The organism is Ectopseudomonas alcaliphila (assembly GCF_900101755.1).
Classification (GTDB): Bacteria; Pseudomonadota; Gammaproteobacteria; order Pseudomonadales; family Pseudomonadaceae; genus Aquipseudomonas; species Aquipseudomonas alcaliphila.
This window is the reverse complement of sequence record NZ_FNAE01000001.1, coordinates 951,989-970,728: the sequence shown is the minus strand read 5'-3', so window position 1 is coordinate 970,728 and position 18,740 is coordinate 951,989. Positions and strand designations below refer to the sequence as shown.

Below are 18,740 nucleotides of genomic sequence, written 5' to 3'. Positions count from 1 at the left end.
TCAAAGTTGTTGGCGGAGGCGCTCGAGGAAAGCCTGGATCAGCTCGTCGTTGCGCTTGAAGAAGTGCCACTGGCCAACCTTGCGGCTGGTCACTAGACCGGCGCGCTGCAAGGTGGTGAGGTGGGCGGAAACGGTGGATTGCGATAGCCCGGTACGCTGGAAGATCTTGCCGGCGCATACGCCGATCTCCAGTGGGTGATCCTGTTCGGCGAAGTTGAGTTCGGGTTCCTTCAGCCAGTCGAGAATGTCGCGGCGCAACGGGTGGGCGAGGGCCTTGATGATGGTGTCGATGTCCATGGCGGTGTCGGTGCGTATCGTCATGGGGCGAACCTTATATCGGCTGTAGACGATATACAGATCGATTGGCGCGATAGTCCTTATCACTGGCTTCGATTGTGCGGGCCGAGGCGGTAAGCTCGGCGCATGAACTACCTCGCTCACCTGCACCTGGGCGGCGACGCGCCAGCGCAGCTGCTCGGCAGCCTTTACGGCGATTTCGTCAAAGGCCCTCTGGCCGGGCGCTGGCCGGCGGAGATCGAAGCGGCCATCCGCCTGCACCGGCGCATCGACGCCTTTACCGACAGCCACCCGCTGCAGGCGCGCGCGCGTGCCCGGTTTCCCGCCGCGCGGCGGCGCACGGCCGGCATGCTGCTGGATCTGTTCTTCGACCATTGCCTGGCGCGCGACTGGGCCGAGTATGCGGCGCAGCCGCTGGATCATTTCACCCGCAAGGTGTATCGCGTGCTGGCCGCCGAGGCCGAGCTGCCAGGGCGCCTGGGGTTGATGGCGCCGCGCATGGCGGCGCAGGACTGGCTGGGCAGCTACCGCGAGTTCGCGGTGCTGGAACAGGTGATCGCCGGCATGCAGCGGCGTCTGTCCAAACCGCAACTGCTCGACGGCAGCCTGGCGGAGCTGGAGCGTTTGTATGAGCCGCTGAGCGAAGACTTTCGCGCCTTTTATCCCGAGCTGATGGCCTTTGCCTGCGCTGAGTTGCGCCGCGACGGGGCCGTGGATTCGCGCCACGGGTAGGAGCCGGCTTGCCGGCGATCAAGTGATACGCAAATCGCCGGCAAGCCGGCTCCTACTGGGAGTGTGGTGGGGTTCCGCGACACACCTGGGAGCGCACGGATGTAGGGTGCGCCGTGCGCACCGCGCTTACCCGTTCGGTTGCAGGCGCAAACGACGGATCAGCCACTTCTCCAGTTCGGCGATGACGAACACCGCCAGGCCGGCCAGCACCACGCGCGTCCATTGCCCCAGGTCCAGTGGGGTGGAATTGAACAGCCGCTGCATCGGTGGCGCGTAGGTGTACAGCGCCTGCAGCACCAGGCAGGCAGCGATGGCCAGGAGTACCGCGCGGCTGCCGAACAGGCCGTCGAGGCTGAACACCGAGGCGAAAATGCGCCGGCTGTTGATCAGGTAGAACACCTCGCACATCACCACGGCGTTCAGCGCCATGGTCCGCGCGCTGTCCAGCCCGGTGCCCTGCTGCAGTTCCCAGAGGAACAGGCCGATGCCGGCGCCGGCCATCAGCAGCGATACCAGCAGCACGCGCCAGACGAAGAAGCCCGACAGCAATGGCTCGTTCGGCGCCCGTGGCGGGCGGTCCATCAGGCCCGGCTCGGCCGGTTCGAAGGCCAGGGCCAGGCCCAGGGTTACCGAGGTGACCATATTGATCCACAGCACTTGGGCCGGGGTCAGTGGCAGGGTCAGCTGGAACAGGATGGCGATGATCACGATCAGCGCCTGGCCGCCGTTGGTGGGCAGGGCGAAGAGGATGAATTTCTTCAGGTTGTCGTAGATCGCCCGGCCCTCGCGCACGGCGCCGGCGATGGTGGCGAAGTTGTCATCGGCGAGCACCACTTCGGCCGCCTCCTTGGCCGCCTCGGTGCCCTTGTCACCCATGGCCACGCCGACGTCGGCGCGCTTGAGGGCCGGTGCGTCGTTGACGCCGTCGCCGGTCATCGCCACCACTTCGCCGCTGGCCTGCATGGCCTGTACCAGGCGCAACTTGTGCTCCGGGCTGGCACGGGCGAACACCTCGACGCCGGGCAGTACCTCGCGCAGGCTGCGCTCGTCGAGCAGTTCCAGCTCGGCGCCGGTCATCGCCGGCAGGCCGACACCTATACCCAGCTGGGCGCCGATGGCGCGGGCGGTTTCGGCGTGGTCGCCGGTGATCATCTTGACCCGAATGCCGGCGCGCTGGCATTCGGCGACGGCGGCGATGGCCTCCTCGCGTGGCGGGTCGATAATGCCGACCAGGGCCAGCAGGGTCATATCCTGCTCCACATCGGCGAAGCTCAGGCTGCGTTGGGAGGCCGAGGCTGCGCGGCTGGCGATGGCCAGCAGGCGCAGGCCGCGGGCAGCCAGATCGGTGGCCTGGCGCCGCCAGTAGTCGGCGTCCAGCGGCTGCACGCCACCGTCGGCATCGCGCTGGCCGCTGCACATCTCCAGCAGGCGCTCCGGCGCGCCCTTGAGGTAGATCACGCCATGGCCCTGATGGTCGTGGTGCAGGCTGGCCATGAAGCGATGCTCGGACTCGAAGGGAATGCTGTCGCTACGTGGCAACTGCTGGTTCAGTGTCGGGGTATCCAGCCCGGCCTTCAGGGCCAGGGTGTGCAGCGCGCCCTCGGTGGGGTCGCCCTGCAGGCGCCAGCTACCTGCGGCGTCCTGCTGCAACTGGGCGTCATTGCACAGGGTGGCGGCGCGAGCGACTTCCAGCAACGCGGCATCCGGCTCCACCAGCGCCGCGTCGAGATGAAAGGCTCCCGTCGGGGCATAGCCGACGCCGCTGACGTCGAGCACGCGGCTGGCGCTGACCAGACGCTGCACGGTCATCTCGTTGCGCGTCAGGGTGCCGGTCTTGTCCGAGCAGATCACCGTCACCGAGCCGAGGGTTTCCACTGCCGGCAGACGCCGTACGATGGCATTGCGTCCGGCCATGCGCTGCACGCCGAGGGCGAGAATCACCGTCATCAGCGCCGGCAGACCTTCGGGGATGGCGGCAGCAGTCAGCGCCACCACCATCATGAACATTTCGGCCGGGTCCTGACCGTGCCAGAAGGTGCCGAGGGCGAAGGTGGCCATGGCGAAGATCAGGATGGCCAGCGCCAGCCAGCGGCTGAACTGCTCGATCTGCCGCAGCAGCGGCGTGGTCATCGTCTGCACTTGCTGCAGCATGGCGCCGATGCGGCCCAGCTCGGTGCCAGCGCCGGTGGCGACCACCACGCCGCTGGCCTGACCGCTGGCCACCAGGGTGCCGGAGTAGGCCATGCAGCGTCGGTCGCCGAGGGCGGCATCCGCCTGGCAATGGGCCATGGATTTCTCCGCCGGTAGCGATTCGCCGGTCAGTGCCGCTTCTTCCACCAGCAGGTTCTTCACGCTGAGCAGGCGCAGGTCGGCGGGCACCTTGTCGCCGGAGGCGAGCAGGACGATGTCGCCCGGCACCAGCTGATCGGCGTCGATCTCGCGACGCTCGCCGTCCCGCATGACCAGGGCGTGCGGTGACAGCAGATTGCGGATGGCGTCGAGGGCGTTCTCCGCCTTGCCCTCCTGAATGAAGCCGATCACCACGTTGATCAGCACCGCGGCGAGGATCACCCCGGTATCGACCCAGTGGCCGAGCAGGGCAGTGACCAGGGCGGCGGCCATCATCATGTACAGCAGCACGTTGTGGAACTGGTACAGCAGGCGCAGCAACGGCCCGCGTCGTTTCGGTGGCGGCAGGCGATTGGGGCCATGGCGTTGCAGGCGCAGCTCGGCTTCTTCCTGGCTGAGACCGCTGGTGCTGCTTTGCTGGGTGTCGAGCGCTTGTTGTGCAGTCAAACCGTGCCAGGTGTGGTCACTATGTTGAGAGGGGGCATTGCCCATGGGGCGCTTCTCCTTCGTTGGGCCGGGCTGCGCTGGTCGGCCGCCATCTGGCGGGGCAGTGAGCAGTCCTGATTACCCTAGTCTGCTTTACAGCGTCGGGGCTGACCTGCATCAAGGAGTACGGGGTCGGTAGGCGCTTGAATGTAACGCGGTGTTAAACCCATGGAGGAAACGAGATGATCAAGATTCTGGTAGCGACCGATCTGTCCGAGCGTTCGGCGCATGCGGTACAGCGCGCCGTGCAACTGATCCGGCGACAGGGTGGCGGCGAGTGGAGCTTGCTGCACGTGATCGATGACGATGCGCCAGCCGAGCACGTGCAGCGTCAGGTGCAGCAGGCCGAAACCCTGTTGCAGGCGCAGGCCGAACGCCTTGCTGAGCAGGCCGGCAGTATCCCGAGGGTGATCGTGGGCACTGGCGAGGCCGCCGCAGTGATCGTCGAAGGTGCTCAGGGTATGGGCGCCGATCTGCTGGTGGTGGGTGCGCATCGCAAGTCGGCGCTGCGCGACTTTTTCGTCGGCACCACGCTCGAGCGTGTGGTGCGCAGCAGTCATCTTCCGGTGCTGCGGGTCAATGGCCCGGTGACGCACGAGTATCGTCATGCGCTGCTGGCGATGGACCTGTCGCGCACTTCGCAACAGGCTCTGAAACGCGCACGTGAGCTGGGCCTGGCGAGCCTGGACAATCTGCATGTGGCCAGTGCGGTCGAGCCGGTAGCGGCGGGTGCAATGATGGAGGCCGGTATCAGCGCCGAGGTACTGGAGAACCAGCGCGAGCTGCTGCGTGAGCAACTGGTGGAGCGTCTGGATGCAGTCGGTGTGAAGCTCGGTCACGAGCGCTTGCTGGTGCAGATCGGCTCGCCGGAAGGTGTGATTGGCGAGGCCTTGCGTCACTCCGGCGGGGACCTGCTGGTACTCGGTACCCACGCCCGTGAAGGCGTTTCGCGCTTCTTCCTCGGCAGCGTGGCCAGCCACCTACTGGCGTCGGTCGACAGCGACGCGTTGATCGTGCCGCCGGCTGCCTGAGGCTAGGCGGCTTCGGCCTGTTCCTGCTCTGCGGCGTGCAGCAGCAGGGCGCTGGCGATCATGGCCTGGCTGTGCCGGGCCAGTTCGTTGCGGCTGCGTGATTCGCTGGGGATTGGCGCGAGCAGGCGTATCTCCACTTCACAGGCCGAGCTGGAAAGCAGGCGCAGCAGGTGCGAGAGCATGTCGTCGTCGCCGACAAAGGGCGCCACCGGACAGGGCTGGCCATCGCGCAGATAACGGATGGCCACCGGCTGTACGGCCACACCGCTGTCGATGGCGCTGCTCAGCAGGCGGCCGTGGAAAGTGCGCAGCGCGAGGCCGTCGGTGGTGGTGCCTTCGGGGAATATCAGCAGGTGATGGCCCCGTTGCAGGTGGCGGGTGAGCTGCTGGCCGACCTGGCTGCTGTCGCCCGCGCCGCGACGGATGAACAGGGTGCCGGCCTTGTGTGCCAGCCAGCCGGCGACTGGCCAGCCGCGTACTTCGGCCTTGGATAGGAAGGAAAGCGGCTGCAGGGCGCCCAGCAGTGGAATGTCGGTCCATGACACATGGTTGCTGACCCACAGCATCGGTTGCGTCGGCAGCTCGCCCTCGACCCGTACGCGAAATGGCAGGGCGCCGCCCAGGCGCGCCAGGAACCAGCGCGTCAGGCGCTGGCGCAGGGACATCAGGTCGTGCCGCACCACGCGTTCGCAGAGGCTGACGATGCCGGCCAGCAGGGTGCCGAAGGCGATGATCAGGGCCAGATGGACGAGGCGCAGGGACAGACGCAGTTTGGCCATCGAGGCCTCCGCTTGAGGACGAGTGCCGGCATTATCCATGGATAGAGTCATTTTGCGATGCCTGGCGATCATGCCGTCGTGTAGGAGCGAGCGCTGCTCGCGAACTGTCAACGCTCTCGTTCGCGAGCAGCGCTCGCTCCTACAGCCGGGTTTCAGACCGCAGCCTTGAAGTGCCGTGCGTAGCGCGGGCACAGCTCGTCGCGTTTGAGCAGGATGAACACGTCGGCCACCTGGAAGTCCTTGTCCCAGCACGGTTCGCCACAGATCTTCGCGCCCAAGCGCATGTAGGCCTTGAGCAGCGGTGGCATCTCGGCGATGACGTTGCCCGGCAGATCCAGTTGCGGCAGCGGGTGTTTGGGTTCTGCGCGTAGATGCTCGGTGCACAGGTAGCGCTCGCGCAGACGCTGCATCACGGCATGGGCCTGGATGCCGCCGTCCTGCATGGAGATGCTGGCGCAGCCCATCAGGTAGCGGTAGCCGCCCTCGTTGAGCACCTCGGCCAGTTCGCCCCAGAGCACGGCGATGGTGGCGCCGTTGCGGTAGGCAGCATCGACGCAGGTGCGACCGATTTCCAGCACCGGGCCTTCCAGTTTGGCCAGGCCGTGCAGGGCGAATTCCTCTTCGCTGTAGTAGCGACCGAGGCCGGCAGCAGCCTGATGGTCGAGCAGGCGAGTGGTGGCGACCAGTTCGCCGCTGTTGAGGTCACGCACGCCGATATGGCGGCAGTGGATGTCGTAGTCGTCCATGTCCAGACCCAGTTCGGCGCCGTTGAGCTTGGCATCGAATTCCGCGCTGAATACGCGGTAGCGCAAGGCCTGAGCTTCACGCAGGGCGGCGGGGCCTTGCAGACGTTCGGCCTGCAGACGGCGAGCGGTTTGAGTCATGCCAGATCCTCCGTGTGCCGGCTGAATGCTTGCAGCCGGTCGATCTTGTTGGGCAAGCTCAGGCTAGGTAGCTGCGGTGTCACCACCGTGACGCTTTTCTTATGCTTATGTGACAGCGGCCCGGTTGGACACTTTTAAAAACGTAGGCGAGGCAGCCAGTGCAAGGCAAAAACAGGCGAAAAAGCGGAGTTTACGAGCTGTAAATGAGCATTTTGAGCCTGTTTTTAACGCAGAAATGGCAACGCAGGTAGTTTTTAGAGGTGTCCGGCTGCGGCTGCGAGGAGGCCTGCAATGCCCTGGTCGAGTCTGTTTCAGCCCAGCGAGCGCCTGACTGCCGAGGTGAGCCTGGAAGACTGGTACGCCCGCTTGCTGGAGCGTCTGGGCGGCACCCCGCAACCCTTCGAGCTGGCGCTGGTGGGCGGCCTGCAGGCGGCCACGCCGGGGTTGGCGTTTCTCGCCGGCTATCAGGCGGCGTTGCGCGTGCTGTGGCCGGCGGCGCCCTGGACGGCAGGCGCCCTGTGCGTGACGGAGAACCGCAGCACTCGGCCGGCGGACATGAACACACGCATCGATGGCCTGCAGATCACCGGCCGCAAGGATTTCGTCACCGCTGCTGAATGCGCCGACTGGCTGCTGGTGGCCGCCCGCGAGGAGGGGCAGGGTGAAGCGCCGCGCCTGGCCCTCGGCGTGGTGCGCCAGGGCGCGCCGGGCGTACGTATCGAACCACTACCGGCGCTGCCGCTGATGCCGGATATCGGCCATGCGCGACTGCACCTGGAACAGGCCCACGGCGAGCGTCTGGCCGGCGACGGCTGGGACGACTACGTCAAGCCCTTCCGCACCCTGGAAGACGTGCACGTGCTCACTGCTGTTGCCGCCTGGCAATTTGGCGTGGGGCGCGATTGTGCCTGGCCTGAAACGCTGCTGTTGCGCCTGCAGGCGCTGCTGGCCGGTTGTGCCGAGGTGGCGCGGCAGGCGCCCGACGCGCCCACTACTCATCTGCTGCTGGCCGGGTTGTTCGCCGAGCAGCAGGCGTTGGCTGGCGAGCTGGAGCTGGCCTTTGCCGGCGGTCCTGCGCAATGGGCCGAGCTGTGGCAGCGTGACAAGGGCTTGCTGCGCATCGCCGAGGCGGCGCGCAGCAAGCGCCTGGACAAAGCGCGGCGGATTGTCGCCGGCCGTTGATCCATATCAGTACCGGCTGGCGGTCGTGCGCATAAGGTTGCCTCGCGAATCATCCAAGAGGTTTCCATGCGCCGCGAGCCCATCGTGCTGTTCGATAACGGCAGCCACCAATGCCTGATGTTCGATGACCTGGTCAGCGGCGAAGGCGTGCAATCCAACCAGTTCCTGATCACCGACAACGAGCAGTATCTGCTGCTCGATCCGGGCGGTGACCTGACTTACACGCCGCTGTCGCTGGAGCTGTCCAAGCACATCCCGGTGCAGGACCTGACCTATATCTTCGCCTCGCACCAGGACCCGGACATCATCGCCTCGCTGGACAAGTGGCTGCTGCACACCCGTGCGCGGGTGATCTGCTCCAAGCTGTGGGCGCGTTTCCTGCCGCACCTGACCGCCAACTACCTGGTGCTGAGCCGTGGCATCAACACCTTCGATCGCATCATCGCGTTGCCGGATCGCGGCCAAAGCATCCCGCTGGGCAAATGCACGCTCAAGGCCGTGCCGGCGCACTTTCTGCATTCGGTGGGCAACTTCCAGGTCTATGACCCGGTGAGCAAGATCCTCTTCTCCGGTGACATGGGCGCTTCGATGGTCGACGACGCCTCGCCGGTGCGCGACTTCGTCAACCATGTACCGAACATGGAAGGCTTCCACCGCCGCTACATGGCCGGTAACAAGGCCTGCCGCCTGTGGGCGGCGATGGTGCGCGAAATGGATGTGGCGATGATCGTGCCGCAGCACGGCCGGCCCTTCGTCGGCCCGGAAATGATCAGCGCCTTCCTCTACTGGATCGAGAACCTGGAATGCGGCCTCGACCTGATGGGGCCGGAGGATTACCAACTGCCCAAATGAGATGGCGGTTTCGTCTCTTCAAGCCGTCATGGTCGCCGTGCTAGGGTGCGCCACGATTTCTGATCGAGGCCGCCCATGCCCACTTCCTTCGTTCGTCGACTGAGCCTGGCGCTCGGTTTCAGTCTGCTGGCCGGCGCCGCCCAGGCGCAGAACTGGCCGCAACCCGATTGGCAGAGTCAACCCCGTGTCGAGAGCGCCGCGCTGGCCGAGCTCGAACAGTATGCCTTTGCCGAGCGCGATGACGTCGAACGCATGGGCGTGCGCACCGATGCGCTGCTGGTGATTCGCGACGGGCAGATCGTCTACGAGCGCTATGCAACGCCTACCACGGCGCAGACTGCGCATCTGACCTGGTCGATGGCCAAGAGCCTGCTCGCCACCACCCTCGGTGTGGCATACGGCGAGGGGCGCTTCAAGCTCGACGCGCCAGCCGCGCAATATTACCCGGCGATGGCCGAGCATCCGCAGATCAAGCTCGGCCACCTGCTCAACTGGGCCTCGGGCCTGGCCTGGGAAGAGGACTACGAATACGCGCCGCTGAAATCTTCGGTGGTGGCCATGCTCTACACCCGCGGTCGCGCCGACATGGCCGCGTTCACCGCTGCGCATGTGGCCGATGCCGCACCCGGCACGCGCTTTCGTTATTCCAGTGGCGACAGCAATGTGCTGGCGGCTGCGTTGCGCGGCATGGTCGGCGAGCCGGCCTATGCCGACTATCCCTGGACCGCGCTGTTCGAGCCGCTGGGCATCACCAGCGCGACCTGGGAACGTGATGCCAGCGGTACCTTCGTCGCGTCCTCCTATGCCTACATGACCGCGCGCGACCTGGCCCGTGTCGGCCTGCTGATGCAGCGCGGCGGCCGCTGGGGTGAGCGTCAGCTGCTGCCGGCCGCCTGGGTCGATTTCGTCTCCACGCCTTTCGCCGGTTATCAGCCGCAATTGGCCAAATCGGGCGATGCCGTGCCGGGTGGGCATTGGTGGCTAAACGCTGAACTGCCAGGCAGCACGCGGCCCTGGCCGGATGCCCCGGCCGATACCATCGCTGCGCTCGGGCATTGGGGGCAGGGGCTGTACGTGATGCCACAAGAAAACCTGCTGGTGGTGCGTTACGCCGATGACCGCGACGGCAGCTTCCAGCACAACGAACTGCTCAAGCGCGTGCGTGCGGCCTTCGCCGTGGAGGTGCAGCCATGATTCGTCGTCATCCGATTATCAGTGTGCTGGCGTTGCTGCTGATTCTGCTGCTGGCCTGGGCCTGGGCCTGGGCCAATCGCGCGCATCTGCAGGCATTCCCCGACATCATCGGCGCCTACACGGCCAAGGAATACTGCTCCTGCCGTTACGTCAGCGGCAACCCGGCGGCCTACTGCGAAGGCTATGTGAAACAGTACGTACCGATCAGCAGTCTGCTCGATGACGACAGCACCAGGCGTGTGACCGCCAGCGGCCTGGGCCGCACCCACAGCGCGGTCTGGCTGGGCGAGCGGCAGGGCTGCCAGCTGTTGCCGAACGACTAAGCCGTAGCCCGGATGAAATCCGGGGCATGGTGGTAAAGCACTCCCGGATTGCATCCGGGCTACGAGTGGAGGAGGCGCCGGGCTTTGCAACGTTGGCCATGGCGACTATCGTTGCCGCCTGGTCATGCCGTTTTTCGAGTCCTCATGCGCCGTTCGCTTCTCGCCCTGCTGCTTGCCGCTGCCTTGCCCGTTCACGCCGACTGGTACCTGGACAACGAGTCCTCGCGGCTGTCGTTCATCTCCACCCATTCCGGCAGTCAGTCGGAGGTGCATCGCTTTCTCACCCTGCACGGGCAGATCGCGGCTGATGGGCGCGCGCGTCTGCGTGTGGACCTGGACTCGCTGAGCACCGGCATTCCGCTGCGTGACGAGCGCCTGCGCGCCATGCTGTTCGACACCTCGCGTCTGCCCGAGGCGCGCATCAGTGCCCAGGTCAACCTGCCGCAACTCACCGACCTGGCGCCCGGCGCACAACTGGAGCTGCGCCTGCCCCTGCAACTGACTCTCAACGAGCGCAGCCGCGAGCTGGATAGCGAGCTGCTGGTCACCCGTCTCGATGATCGCCGCTTCCAGGTGGTGACCCTGGCGCCACTGGTGCTGCACGCCGAAGATTTCGCCCTGGCTGGCGGCATCGAAGCGCTGCGCAAAGTTGCCGATCTGCCGGCCATCAGCCTGTCGGTACCGGTAGGCGCTGTGCTGATCTTCACGGCGCGTTGAGCGTGCATAAGCGCGGTCGCATCTTTCCCTGGCGAGGCGGCAATCGCTTCGAATTGCTGCTCGACGGTTCGGTGTTTTTCCCGCGCATGCTGGCGGCCATCGACGGCGCCCGCCAGCAGGTGGAGATCGAGCTTTACCTGATCGAGGACGGCCGCTGCAGCGAGCGCCTGGTCGATGCCCTGTGTCAGGCGGCCGAGCGCGGGCTGGCGGTGCGCGGTCTGTTCGATGCCTATGGCGCGGCGAGGCTGGGTGCCGCGCTGCGTGAGCGCATGCAGGCCGCAGGTGTACAGTTGCGCTGGTACAACCCGGTGCGCTGGCGGCGTGGCATGCGCAACTTTCACCGCGATCACCGCAAACTGCTGCTGGTGGATCAGTGCCTGGCCTACGTCGGCGGTACCGGCTCCACCGACGAGTTCTGGCTGCCGGATGAAGCCCGTAGCCCCTGGCACGAAGCCATGGTGGAAATCGAAGGGCCACTGGTGGGCGACTGGCAGCAGTTATTCGAGCAGCTTTGGCGTGCACGATTTTCCTGGCGCCCGAGTCATCAACCGGTGCCGCTGAGCCTGCCCGAATGCCCGCCAGCCGGCATTGGTCTCGGGCGTGTGGCCTACGCCGATGCAGCGCAGCATCGCGACATTCTGCTCTCGCTGCTGCGTGCGCTGCGAGGGGCCAAGCAGCGCGTCTGGTTAGCCACGCCTTACTTCCTGCCGACCTGGAAAATCCGCCGTGCCTTGCGCCGCGCCGCCGCGCGGGGTGTGGAGGTGCGCCTGCTGCTGGCCGGGCGCAACACCGATCACCCTCCGGTGCGTTTTGCCGGGCAGCGCTACTACCCCAAATTGCTCAGGGCCGGCGTGCGCATCTTCGAATACCAGCCGCGTTTTTTGCATTTGAAGATGGTGCTGGTGGACGACTGGGTCAGCGTCGGCTCGTGCAACTTCGACCACTGGAACCTGCGCTTCAACCTCGACGCCAACGTCGAGGCCCTCGACCCCGATTTCACCCGGGCAGTGACGGCCAGCTTCATCGAGGACTTCGGCGCCAGCCGCGAGATCACCCTCGACGACTGGCACCAGCGACCCTGGTGGCGCCGCGCGCAACAGCGCCTGTGGGGCTGGCTGGATCGGCTGGCGGTGAATCTGCTCGATCGCTGGCGCTAGGCAGCGTCAGCGGGTGCTGAGGTTGCGCCCGAACAGGCTGAAGAACAGCAGATGCAAGGCCACCGGTAGTAACAACCACTGGAAGTGATATTCCTCGCCAAGCCACAACCGGTATAGCGCAAATGGATGGGTCAGCATCAGCGACCACCAGGTGAAAACAGCCAGATGGCTGCGCCAGGTATTGCCATGTTCGCTGCGAAAATTGTGCAGACCGAACGAGCCGGGTAGCAGGGCGAAGATCGTACCCATGCCAACGCCCAGTGTGGCGATGAGTTTCAGCAGTATCTCCATGATCGTTGTCGCTCCTGTGGTTCTCGGGTGCACAGCATGCCTGGGCCATGGCGTGCAGGAAAGTTCCCCCGCTCCCTGATACCCCGTCATTCAGCACGCTGAGTGTCGCGGCCTGCGGTCCGCGCCAGGGCGCCATTCATCCTTTCGGGCGACAGATGAAATCCCTCCTTGGTGCGCTTATCCGGCTATCGGTCGCTGCGTAGGGTGCAGTTGGCCTGCTGCCTTGTTCCGCATTGCGCGCGAACGAGGCTGGCGGGCTCGACAGCTGCACCCCAACTCAGGAGACCCGCATGACAACAACAACAGGGCCCGGACTATTCCAGCCGCACACCTTGGCTTTGGCCGTCGCCGTCGGTTTCGTCGCACCGGCGCAGGCCGCCAATTTCAACATCGGTGAGATCGAAGGGCAGTTCGACAGCTCGCTGTCGGTCGGCGCCAGCTGGTCGATGCGCAGTCCGGATCGCGATCTGATCGGCCCCAACAACGGCGGCCAGGGCCAGGCGCAGACCGGCGATGATGGACGCTTGAATTTCAAGAAGGGCGAGACCTTCTCGAAGATCTTCAAGGGTATCCACGACCTTGAACTGAAGTACGGCGACACCGGCGTGTTCGTGCGTGGCAAGTACTGGTACGACTTCGAGCTCAAGGATGAGAGCCGTCTGTTCAAGGACATCAGCGACCACAACCGCAAGGAAGGCGCCAAGTCTTCGGGAGCAGAAATTCTCGATGCCTTCCTCTACCACAACTACGCCCTTGGCGATCTGCCTGGCACGGTGCGGGTCGGCAAGCAGGTGGTGAGTTGGGGTGAGAGCACCTTCATCGGCAACAGCATCAACGCCATCAACCCGATCGACGCCGCCGCCTTCCGCCGTCCCGGTGCGGAAATCAAGGAAGGCCTGATCCCGGTGAACATGCTCTATGTGTCGCAGAGCCTCACCGACCGCCTGAGCATGGAGGCCTTCTACCAGCTGGAGTGGGACCAGACCATTCTCGACAACTGCGGCACCTTCTTCTCCACCGCCGACGTGGCCGCCGATGGCTGCGACAGCGGCTATCACATCGGCTCGCCGGCCATCGCGCCATTGCAGCCAATAGCGGCGGCCGCTGGTCAGGGCTTCCGCGTCGACAGCGAAGGGGTGATCCTGCCGCGGGCCGGTGACCGCGATGCGCGCGACAGCGGCCAGTGGGGTCTGGCCCTGCGCTGGCTCGGTGACGAGACCGAATACGGCGCCTACTTCATGAACTACCACAGCCGCACGCCCATCGTCAGCACGCAGAACGCCGGCCTGGCGACCCTGGCGGTGCTGCAAGATATCAGTGACGCGGCCGATGCAGTCTTGCCGGGCAGCGGCGCCGGCCTGGCGCAGAGCGTGATGCTCGGCAATGGCCGCTACTACCTGGAATACCCGGAGGACATTCGTCTCTACGGCCTGAGCTTCTCCACCAGCCTACCCACCGGCACTGCCTGGAGCGGTGAGATCAGCTACCGGCCCAATCTGCCGCTGCAGATCAACACCACCGACATGACCCTCAGCCTGCTCAACCCAGTTACGAATGGAGCTGCTGCTCCTGTCGTGGCCGGCCCAGGCCAGGACAACGTCGGTTACCGGCGCAAGGAAGTCACCCAGGTACAGACCAGCTTCACCCATTTCTTCGATCAGGTGATGGGCGCCGGGCGCTTCACCCTGGTGGGTGAAATCGGCATGGCCCACGTCGGCGGGCTGGAGAGTCGTGAGGACCTGCGTTATGGCCGCGATTCACTGTTCGGCGCCTACGGCTTCCGCGGCGACACCCACGGCTTCGTCACCAGCACTTCCTGGGGTTACCGGGTGCGCGGCATCTGGGAGTACAGCAACGTGTTCGCCGGGGTGAATCTCAAGCCGAACATTTCCTGGTCGCACGACGTCGACGGCTACGGCCCCAATGGTCTGTTCAACGAAGGCGCCAAGGCCCTGAGCTTCGGCATCGACGCCGACTACCGCAATACCTACACCGCCAGCCTGTCGTACACCGACTTCTTCGGCGGTGATTACAACGTCGCGGTCGACCGTGACTTCCTGGCGCTCAGCTTCGGCGTGAGCTTCTAGGCCATAGGATCAGTTGAGGAATGCAGATGAATACAACCCTTAAGATGCTTGGCGCGCTTTCTCTGAGCCTGCTGGCCAGCAGCGTGCTGGCAGCGGTGAGCGCCGAGGAAGCGGCCAAGCTGGGCACCAGTCTGACCCCCCTGGGCGCGCAGATGGAAGGCAACGCCGCGGGCACCATCCCGGCCTGGACCGGCGGCCTGGCGCCCAATGCCGGGCAGGTCGATGCACGTGGTTTTCTCAGCGACCCCTTCGCAGGCGAGCAGCCGCTGTTCACCATTACCGCGCAGAATCTGGAGCAGTACCGCGACCGCCTCACTGCGGGGCAACTGGCGATGTTCCAGCGCTATCCGGAAAGCTACCGCATGGCGGTATACCCAACCCACCGCAGCGCCGCGGTGCCGGACAACATCTATGCGGCGGCCAAGACCAGCGCGCTGAACACCGGGCTGGTGGAAGGCGGCAACGGTTTGACCAACTTCAGTCAGAGCCGTTACTACGCGTTCCCGATTCCGCAGAGCGGCCTGGAAGTGGTGTGGAACCACATTACCCGCTATCGCGGCGGCAACCTGCGCCGCAATATCGTCCAGGCATCGCCACAGGCCAATGGATCCTACACGCTGGTCAACTTCGAGGATGAGGTCGCCTTCCCGGATAACACTCCCGATATGGACCCGGCCAAGGCGGAAAACACCCTGCTGCTGTTCAAGCAGCGGGTCACCGCGCCGCCGCGCCTGGCGGGCAACGTGCTGCTGGTGCACGATTCGCTGGACCAGGTTCGCGAACCGCGCATGGCGTGGATCTACAACGCCGGCCAGCGTCGCGTGCGGCGTGCCCCGCAGGTGGCATACGACGGTCCGGGTACTGCGGCCGATGGCCTGCGTACCACTGACAACTTCGACATGTTCAGCGGTGCTCCGGATCGTTACGACTGGAAGCTGGTTGGCAAGCGCGAAGCGTTAATCCCGTACAACAACTTCCGGCTGGCCTCGCCTCAAGTGAAGTACAGCGACATTCTCAAGGCTGGCCATATCAACCAGGATCTGGCCCGTTACGAGTTGCACCGTGTCTGGGAGGTCGAGGCCACGCTCAAGAGCGGCGAGCGCAACATCTACGCCAAGCGACGCTTCTACGTCGACGAGGATTCCTGGCAGATCGCCCTGTCCGAGCATTACGACGGTCGTGGTCAGATGTGGCGTGTCGGTGAGGCGCTGCTGTTCCAGCAGTACGAGAAGAAGGTGCCGGTATACGCGCTCGAAGCGCTGTATGACGTGATCGCCGGGCGCTATATCGCTATCGGCATGGCCAACGAGGAAAAGACTGCCGTGCAGTACGGCACCCAGGCCTCGGCCAAGGACTTCACCCCGGCAGCCCTGCGTAACGCCGGCGTGCGCTGACCGCTAAGCAAGCCGAAGCAAGCCGGTGTCGCCCTGTGCGCCGCCGGCTTTTTTGTGCGCCTCTCTCACGTGAATCTCGCGCCATAAGCGTCAAGGGGTGGTCGTGCGCGTTGAGGGGGGTACCATCGCGGGGTGGTTCAACAATGACAAGCAGAGAGAACCGCTGCCATGCCGACCCTTGCTATTGCCCGTCCGAGTGCGTTGCAGGCGCAACCTGCCGACCTACCGCGGCTGCCGCCCTGTGTGGTTTCCCGTCCTGCCCTGCTGCAGCGTCTGCTCGCCAGCGAGTCGCGACTGCGCCTGCTGTGCGCGCCTGCCGGTACCGGCAAGAGTGTGCTGCTGGGCCAGTGCGCACGCCACACGCCGGCCGCCGTCGAGCGAGCATGGCTCGACCTTGGTGGACGCAGCCTTACGCCGGTGCAGCTATGCAGGCGACTGGCCGCCGCCCTGCAACTGCCGAACGATGATGCCAACGAAGCGGGACTGATCGAGCGGTTGCATGAGCGCGCGGGACGTCTGTGGATCTTCATCGATGACTATCCGCGGCAAGCTGACGACGAGCTCGATGCCTGCCTCGACCGTCTGTTCGCAGCGGCACCGGCGCAGGTTACCTGGTGGGTCAGTAGCCGTCGCACGCCGGCCTGGAATCTGCCGCGCCTGCTGCTGCAGGGCGATCTGCAGGAACTCAAGGGAGAAGAGCTGGCGCTGGACGAAGAAGGGCTGGTCGAGCTGCTGACGGCGCTGCAGGTGAATCTGGCCGATGACGTTCGGCAGGCGCTGCTGCACAGCAGCGAGGGCTGGCTGGCGGCGATTCGCCTGTTGCTGCTCGACGCCGACGAGGAGGCGCTGCGCCAGCGCCTGCAGGCCGGCTGCCCGCTGTTGCGTGACTACGTGCAGCGCGAGGTGCTGGCCGATCTGGATGACGAGCTGCGCAGCGATCTGCATGCGCTGGCTCTGCTGCCACGGTTTGCCCTGTCGCTCTGTGAGCACCTGTTGGAAGGCCGCGGCGCCGAGTTGCTGAGCGAGCTGCAGCGGCGCCAACTGTTCGTGCACAGTCTCGACAGCAGTGGTACCTGGTTCCGTCTCTGGCGGCCGCTGGCCAACGTATTGCGCAGCCTGCCCAGTGGACCGATGCCGGCGCCGATACACGTGCGTGCCTGCCAATGGTTCGCCCGCCACGGCGATATTCGTGAGGCGGTCGAGCACGCCCTGCAGGCGGGGCAGGTGGAGGTGGCCGTCAACTACCTGCAGCGTTTCAGTCAGGAGCAACTGCTGCAGGGGCATTCGGTCGCGCAGTTCCTGCAATGGCGCGAGGAGCTGCCGGCCTGGCTGTTTGCCAGTTCGCCACGGCTGATCGTGCTGCAGGCCTGGGCGCTGATCATCTGTGCTCGCTTCGACGAGGCGCAGGCCTGCACCGAGGCGCTGACGCATTTTCTGCCTCAGCCCGATGCCCGACGTCAGCGCAAGCTGCTCGGCCACTGGCAGGCGCTCAGCGGTGTGCTGGCACGCCAGTGCGGCCGTCGCGACGCACGTCAGCACTGCCTGGAGGCGCTGCAGGCGCTGGACGACAGCGGCTGGTCGCAGCGCATCCTCTGCTACCAGGCCCTGGCCCAGCAGTACCTGGCGGAGAACGCCCTGGATCAGGCGCAGCAGGCGCTGGATGAAGGGCTGCGTCTGTCGCGGCTGCACGGCAGCCTGATCTACGAGGCCCTGCTCAATACCGACCGCTGCCTGCTGCTGGAAATGCAGGGCGAAGCCGGGCGCGCTGCGGAGCTGGCCGAGCAATCGCTGGCGTTGCTGCGCGGCCGAGTTAGTCACAGCCCGGTGGTCGGTCGCCTGCTGCTGTTGCGTGCCAGCCTGTTGGCGCGCCAGGGGCTGGATGAGTTGGCGCAACTGGCCTATCGCCAGGGGTTGCAGGAGGCCGAACTCTGCGAGGACGCCTACACCATCTCCGGCTATCTGGGGTTGGTGGAGCTGGCCGAGGCGCGCGGCGATCTCGACGAGGCCTACCAGTGGATGCAGAAGGCCGAGCGCGCCATGCAGTGCTCGCACGTGCCGGAAGTGCGCTATCGCGGCGTGCTGCAGCTGCAGGCCGGGCGCCTGTTGCTGCGGCAGGAACAGTACGGTCGTGCCCGCGAAGTGTTCGCCCAGACCCTGCAGCAGTTGCAGCAACGCCAGCAACTGGCGCCCTCGGGCTTCTATGACCTGCTACCGCACCTGCGCCGTTACCTGGCCGTGAGCGACCTGTTGCTTGGCCATCATGGCGCTGCCGAGCACGCCCTGCGTCTGCTGCTGGACGAATGCCTGATGGCCGGGCATCGCAGCCTGACCTGCGAGTGCCACGTGGCGTTGGCCGAAAGCCTGTTGCTGCAGGGCCGTGCCGAGCAGGCCGAGGTGCTGCTGCAGCAGGCCCTTGGCGAAGCGCGCCAGCTGCGCCTGCTGCGTCCGCTGCTGGAGCTGCAGCAGCGTCAGCCGCAATGGCTGGAGCGGCTGCTGCCGGGGGAGGCCGGGCAGAACCTGTACCAGCGCCTGTTCGAGCCGGCACCGCGGTTGGATGAACCGGCCAGCGCCGGCACCGCGCTGCTCAGCTCGCGGGAGCTGGCGGTGCTGCAGTTGATTGCTCAGGGTTGTTCCAATCAGGAGATCGCCGATCGCCTGTTCATTTCCCTGCATACGGTGAAGACCCATGCGCGGCGGATCAACGTCAAGCTCGGTGTGCAGCGACGCACCCAGGCGGTGGCGATGGCGAAAGCATATGGCCTGATGGGGGATTGAGCCGGCGATGTCCAGATGGACCGGTCCCCGCTCTTTCAGGGGGCGAGCTCTATGGGCCGCCGCTGGTGGGCTGAAGCCCACCCTACACGAGGCGGATCGCCGCCCGGCCCACCCTACAGACTGAAACTAACCCCAGCCCGTAGGGTGGGCTTTAGCCCACCTAAGTTGGTGGCATTAGCTGAAACGGATCACCGCCCAGCCCTGCGACAT

At 65.5% G+C, this 18,740-nt stretch carries 16 protein-coding genes; 11 read left to right on the top strand and 5 right to left on the bottom strand.

Features of this window, described 5'->3' with window-relative positions; translation table 11 throughout:
- Positions 1 to 297, bottom strand: a complete 297-nt coding sequence (locus BLR77_RS04650) for an ArsR/SmtB family transcription factor (protein WP_174578073.1) — start codon at positions 295 to 297, stop codon at positions 1 to 3.
- Positions 298 to 423: 126 nt separating this feature from the next.
- Here BLR77_RS04650 and BLR77_RS04645 point away from each other — a divergent pair, with 126 nt between their 5' ends.
- Entirely contained in the window at positions 424 to 1,029 is a 606-nt protein-coding gene (locus BLR77_RS04645; protein WP_074675686.1) for an acyl carrier protein phosphodiesterase, read from the top strand.
- A gap of 126 nt (positions 1,030 to 1,155) precedes the next feature.
- On the opposite strand, the gene BLR77_RS04640 is transcribed toward BLR77_RS04645, so the two are convergent.
- On the bottom strand, positions 1,156 to 3,870 hold the full coding sequence (locus tag BLR77_RS04640) for a cation-transporting P-type ATPase (RefSeq protein ID WP_074675685.1): 2,715 nt from the start codon (positions 3,868 to 3,870) through the stop codon (positions 1,156 to 1,158).
- A gap of 176 nt (positions 3,871 to 4,046) precedes the next feature.
- Between BLR77_RS04640 and BLR77_RS04635 the strand changes: the two genes are divergently transcribed.
- On the top strand, positions 4,047 to 4,895 hold the full coding sequence (locus BLR77_RS04635; RefSeq protein WP_074675684.1) for a universal stress protein: 849 nt from the start codon (positions 4,047 to 4,049) through the stop codon (positions 4,893 to 4,895).
- Between the two features lie 2 nt (positions 4,896 to 4,897).
- Here the strand turns inward: BLR77_RS04635 and BLR77_RS04630 are convergent, their stop codons facing one another.
- A complete protein-coding gene (locus tag BLR77_RS04630) occupies positions 4,898 to 5,674 on the bottom strand; it encodes a lysophospholipid acyltransferase family protein (protein ID WP_074675683.1) in 777 nt (258 codons plus the stop codon).
- 152 nt (positions 5,675 to 5,826) lie between these two features.
- Complete coding sequence (olsB, locus tag BLR77_RS04625) at positions 5,827 to 6,558, bottom strand: L-ornithine N(alpha)-acyltransferase (protein WP_074675682.1); 732 nt, start codon at positions 6,556 to 6,558, stop codon at positions 5,827 to 5,829.
- A gap of 291 nt (positions 6,559 to 6,849) precedes the next feature.
- Here olsB and BLR77_RS04620 point away from each other — a divergent pair, with 291 nt between their 5' ends.
- From BLR77_RS04620 to BLR77_RS04595, 6 genes are all read left to right on the top strand, one after another.
- Positions 6,850 to 7,740 carry an acyl-CoA dehydrogenase family protein gene (locus BLR77_RS04620; RefSeq protein ID WP_074675681.1) on the top strand — a complete coding sequence of 297 codons (891 nt, stop codon included), beginning with the start codon at positions 6,850 to 6,852 and terminating at the stop codon, positions 7,738 to 7,740.
- 66 nt (positions 7,741 to 7,806) lie between these two features.
- Positions 7,807 to 8,592, top strand: coding sequence for an oxygen-binding di-iron domain-containing protein (locus tag BLR77_RS04615; RefSeq protein WP_074675680.1), 786 nt, complete (start codon positions 7,807 to 7,809; stop codon positions 8,590 to 8,592).
- A gap of 75 nt (positions 8,593 to 8,667) precedes the next feature.
- On the top strand, positions 8,668 to 9,786 hold the full coding sequence (locus BLR77_RS04610) for a serine hydrolase domain-containing protein (protein WP_074675679.1): 1,119 nt from the start codon (positions 8,668 to 8,670) through the stop codon (positions 9,784 to 9,786).
- Entirely contained in the window at positions 9,783 to 10,109 is a 327-nt protein-coding gene (locus BLR77_RS04605; RefSeq protein WP_074675678.1) for an amidase, read from the top strand. The genes BLR77_RS04610 and BLR77_RS04605 overlap by 4 nt, the downstream gene beginning before the upstream one ends.
- A 144-nt stretch (positions 10,110 to 10,253) precedes the next feature.
- Positions 10,254 to 10,826 carry a YceI family protein gene (locus BLR77_RS04600; RefSeq protein WP_074675677.1) on the top strand — a complete coding sequence of 191 codons (573 nt, stop codon included), beginning with the start codon at positions 10,254 to 10,256 and terminating at the stop codon, positions 10,824 to 10,826.
- A gap of 2 nt (positions 10,827 to 10,828) precedes the next feature.
- Positions 10,829 to 11,983: a phospholipase D-like domain-containing protein gene (locus tag BLR77_RS04595; RefSeq protein ID WP_238380535.1), complete on the top strand. Its 1,155-nt coding sequence runs from the start codon at positions 10,829 to 10,831 to the stop codon at positions 11,981 to 11,983.
- 6 nt (positions 11,984 to 11,989) lie between these two features.
- On the opposite strand, the gene BLR77_RS04590 is transcribed toward BLR77_RS04595, so the two are convergent.
- Positions 11,990 to 12,274 carry a hypothetical protein gene (locus BLR77_RS04590; RefSeq protein WP_074675675.1) on the bottom strand — a complete coding sequence of 95 codons (285 nt, stop codon included), beginning with the start codon at positions 12,272 to 12,274 and terminating at the stop codon, positions 11,990 to 11,992.
- Between the two features lie 290 nt (positions 12,275 to 12,564).
- Here BLR77_RS04590 and BLR77_RS04585 point away from each other — a divergent pair, with 290 nt between their 5' ends.
- The 3 genes from BLR77_RS04585 to BLR77_RS04575 all read left to right on the top strand — a co-directional run bounded on the left by BLR77_RS04585 (position 12,565) and on the right by BLR77_RS04575 (position 18,530).
- A complete protein-coding gene (locus BLR77_RS04585) occupies positions 12,565 to 14,361 on the top strand; it encodes a DUF1302 domain-containing protein (protein WP_074675674.1) in 1,797 nt (598 codons plus the stop codon).
- A gap of 26 nt (positions 14,362 to 14,387) precedes the next feature.
- On the top strand, positions 14,388 to 15,755 hold the full coding sequence (locus BLR77_RS04580) for a DUF1329 domain-containing protein (protein WP_074675673.1): 1,368 nt from the start codon (positions 14,388 to 14,390) through the stop codon (positions 15,753 to 15,755).
- A 168-nt stretch (positions 15,756 to 15,923) separates the two neighbouring features.
- A complete protein-coding gene (locus BLR77_RS04575) occupies positions 15,924 to 18,530 on the top strand; it encodes a LuxR C-terminal-related transcriptional regulator (RefSeq protein WP_074675672.1) in 2,607 nt (868 codons plus the stop codon).
- Positions 18,531 to 18,740: the final 210 nt, after the last annotated feature.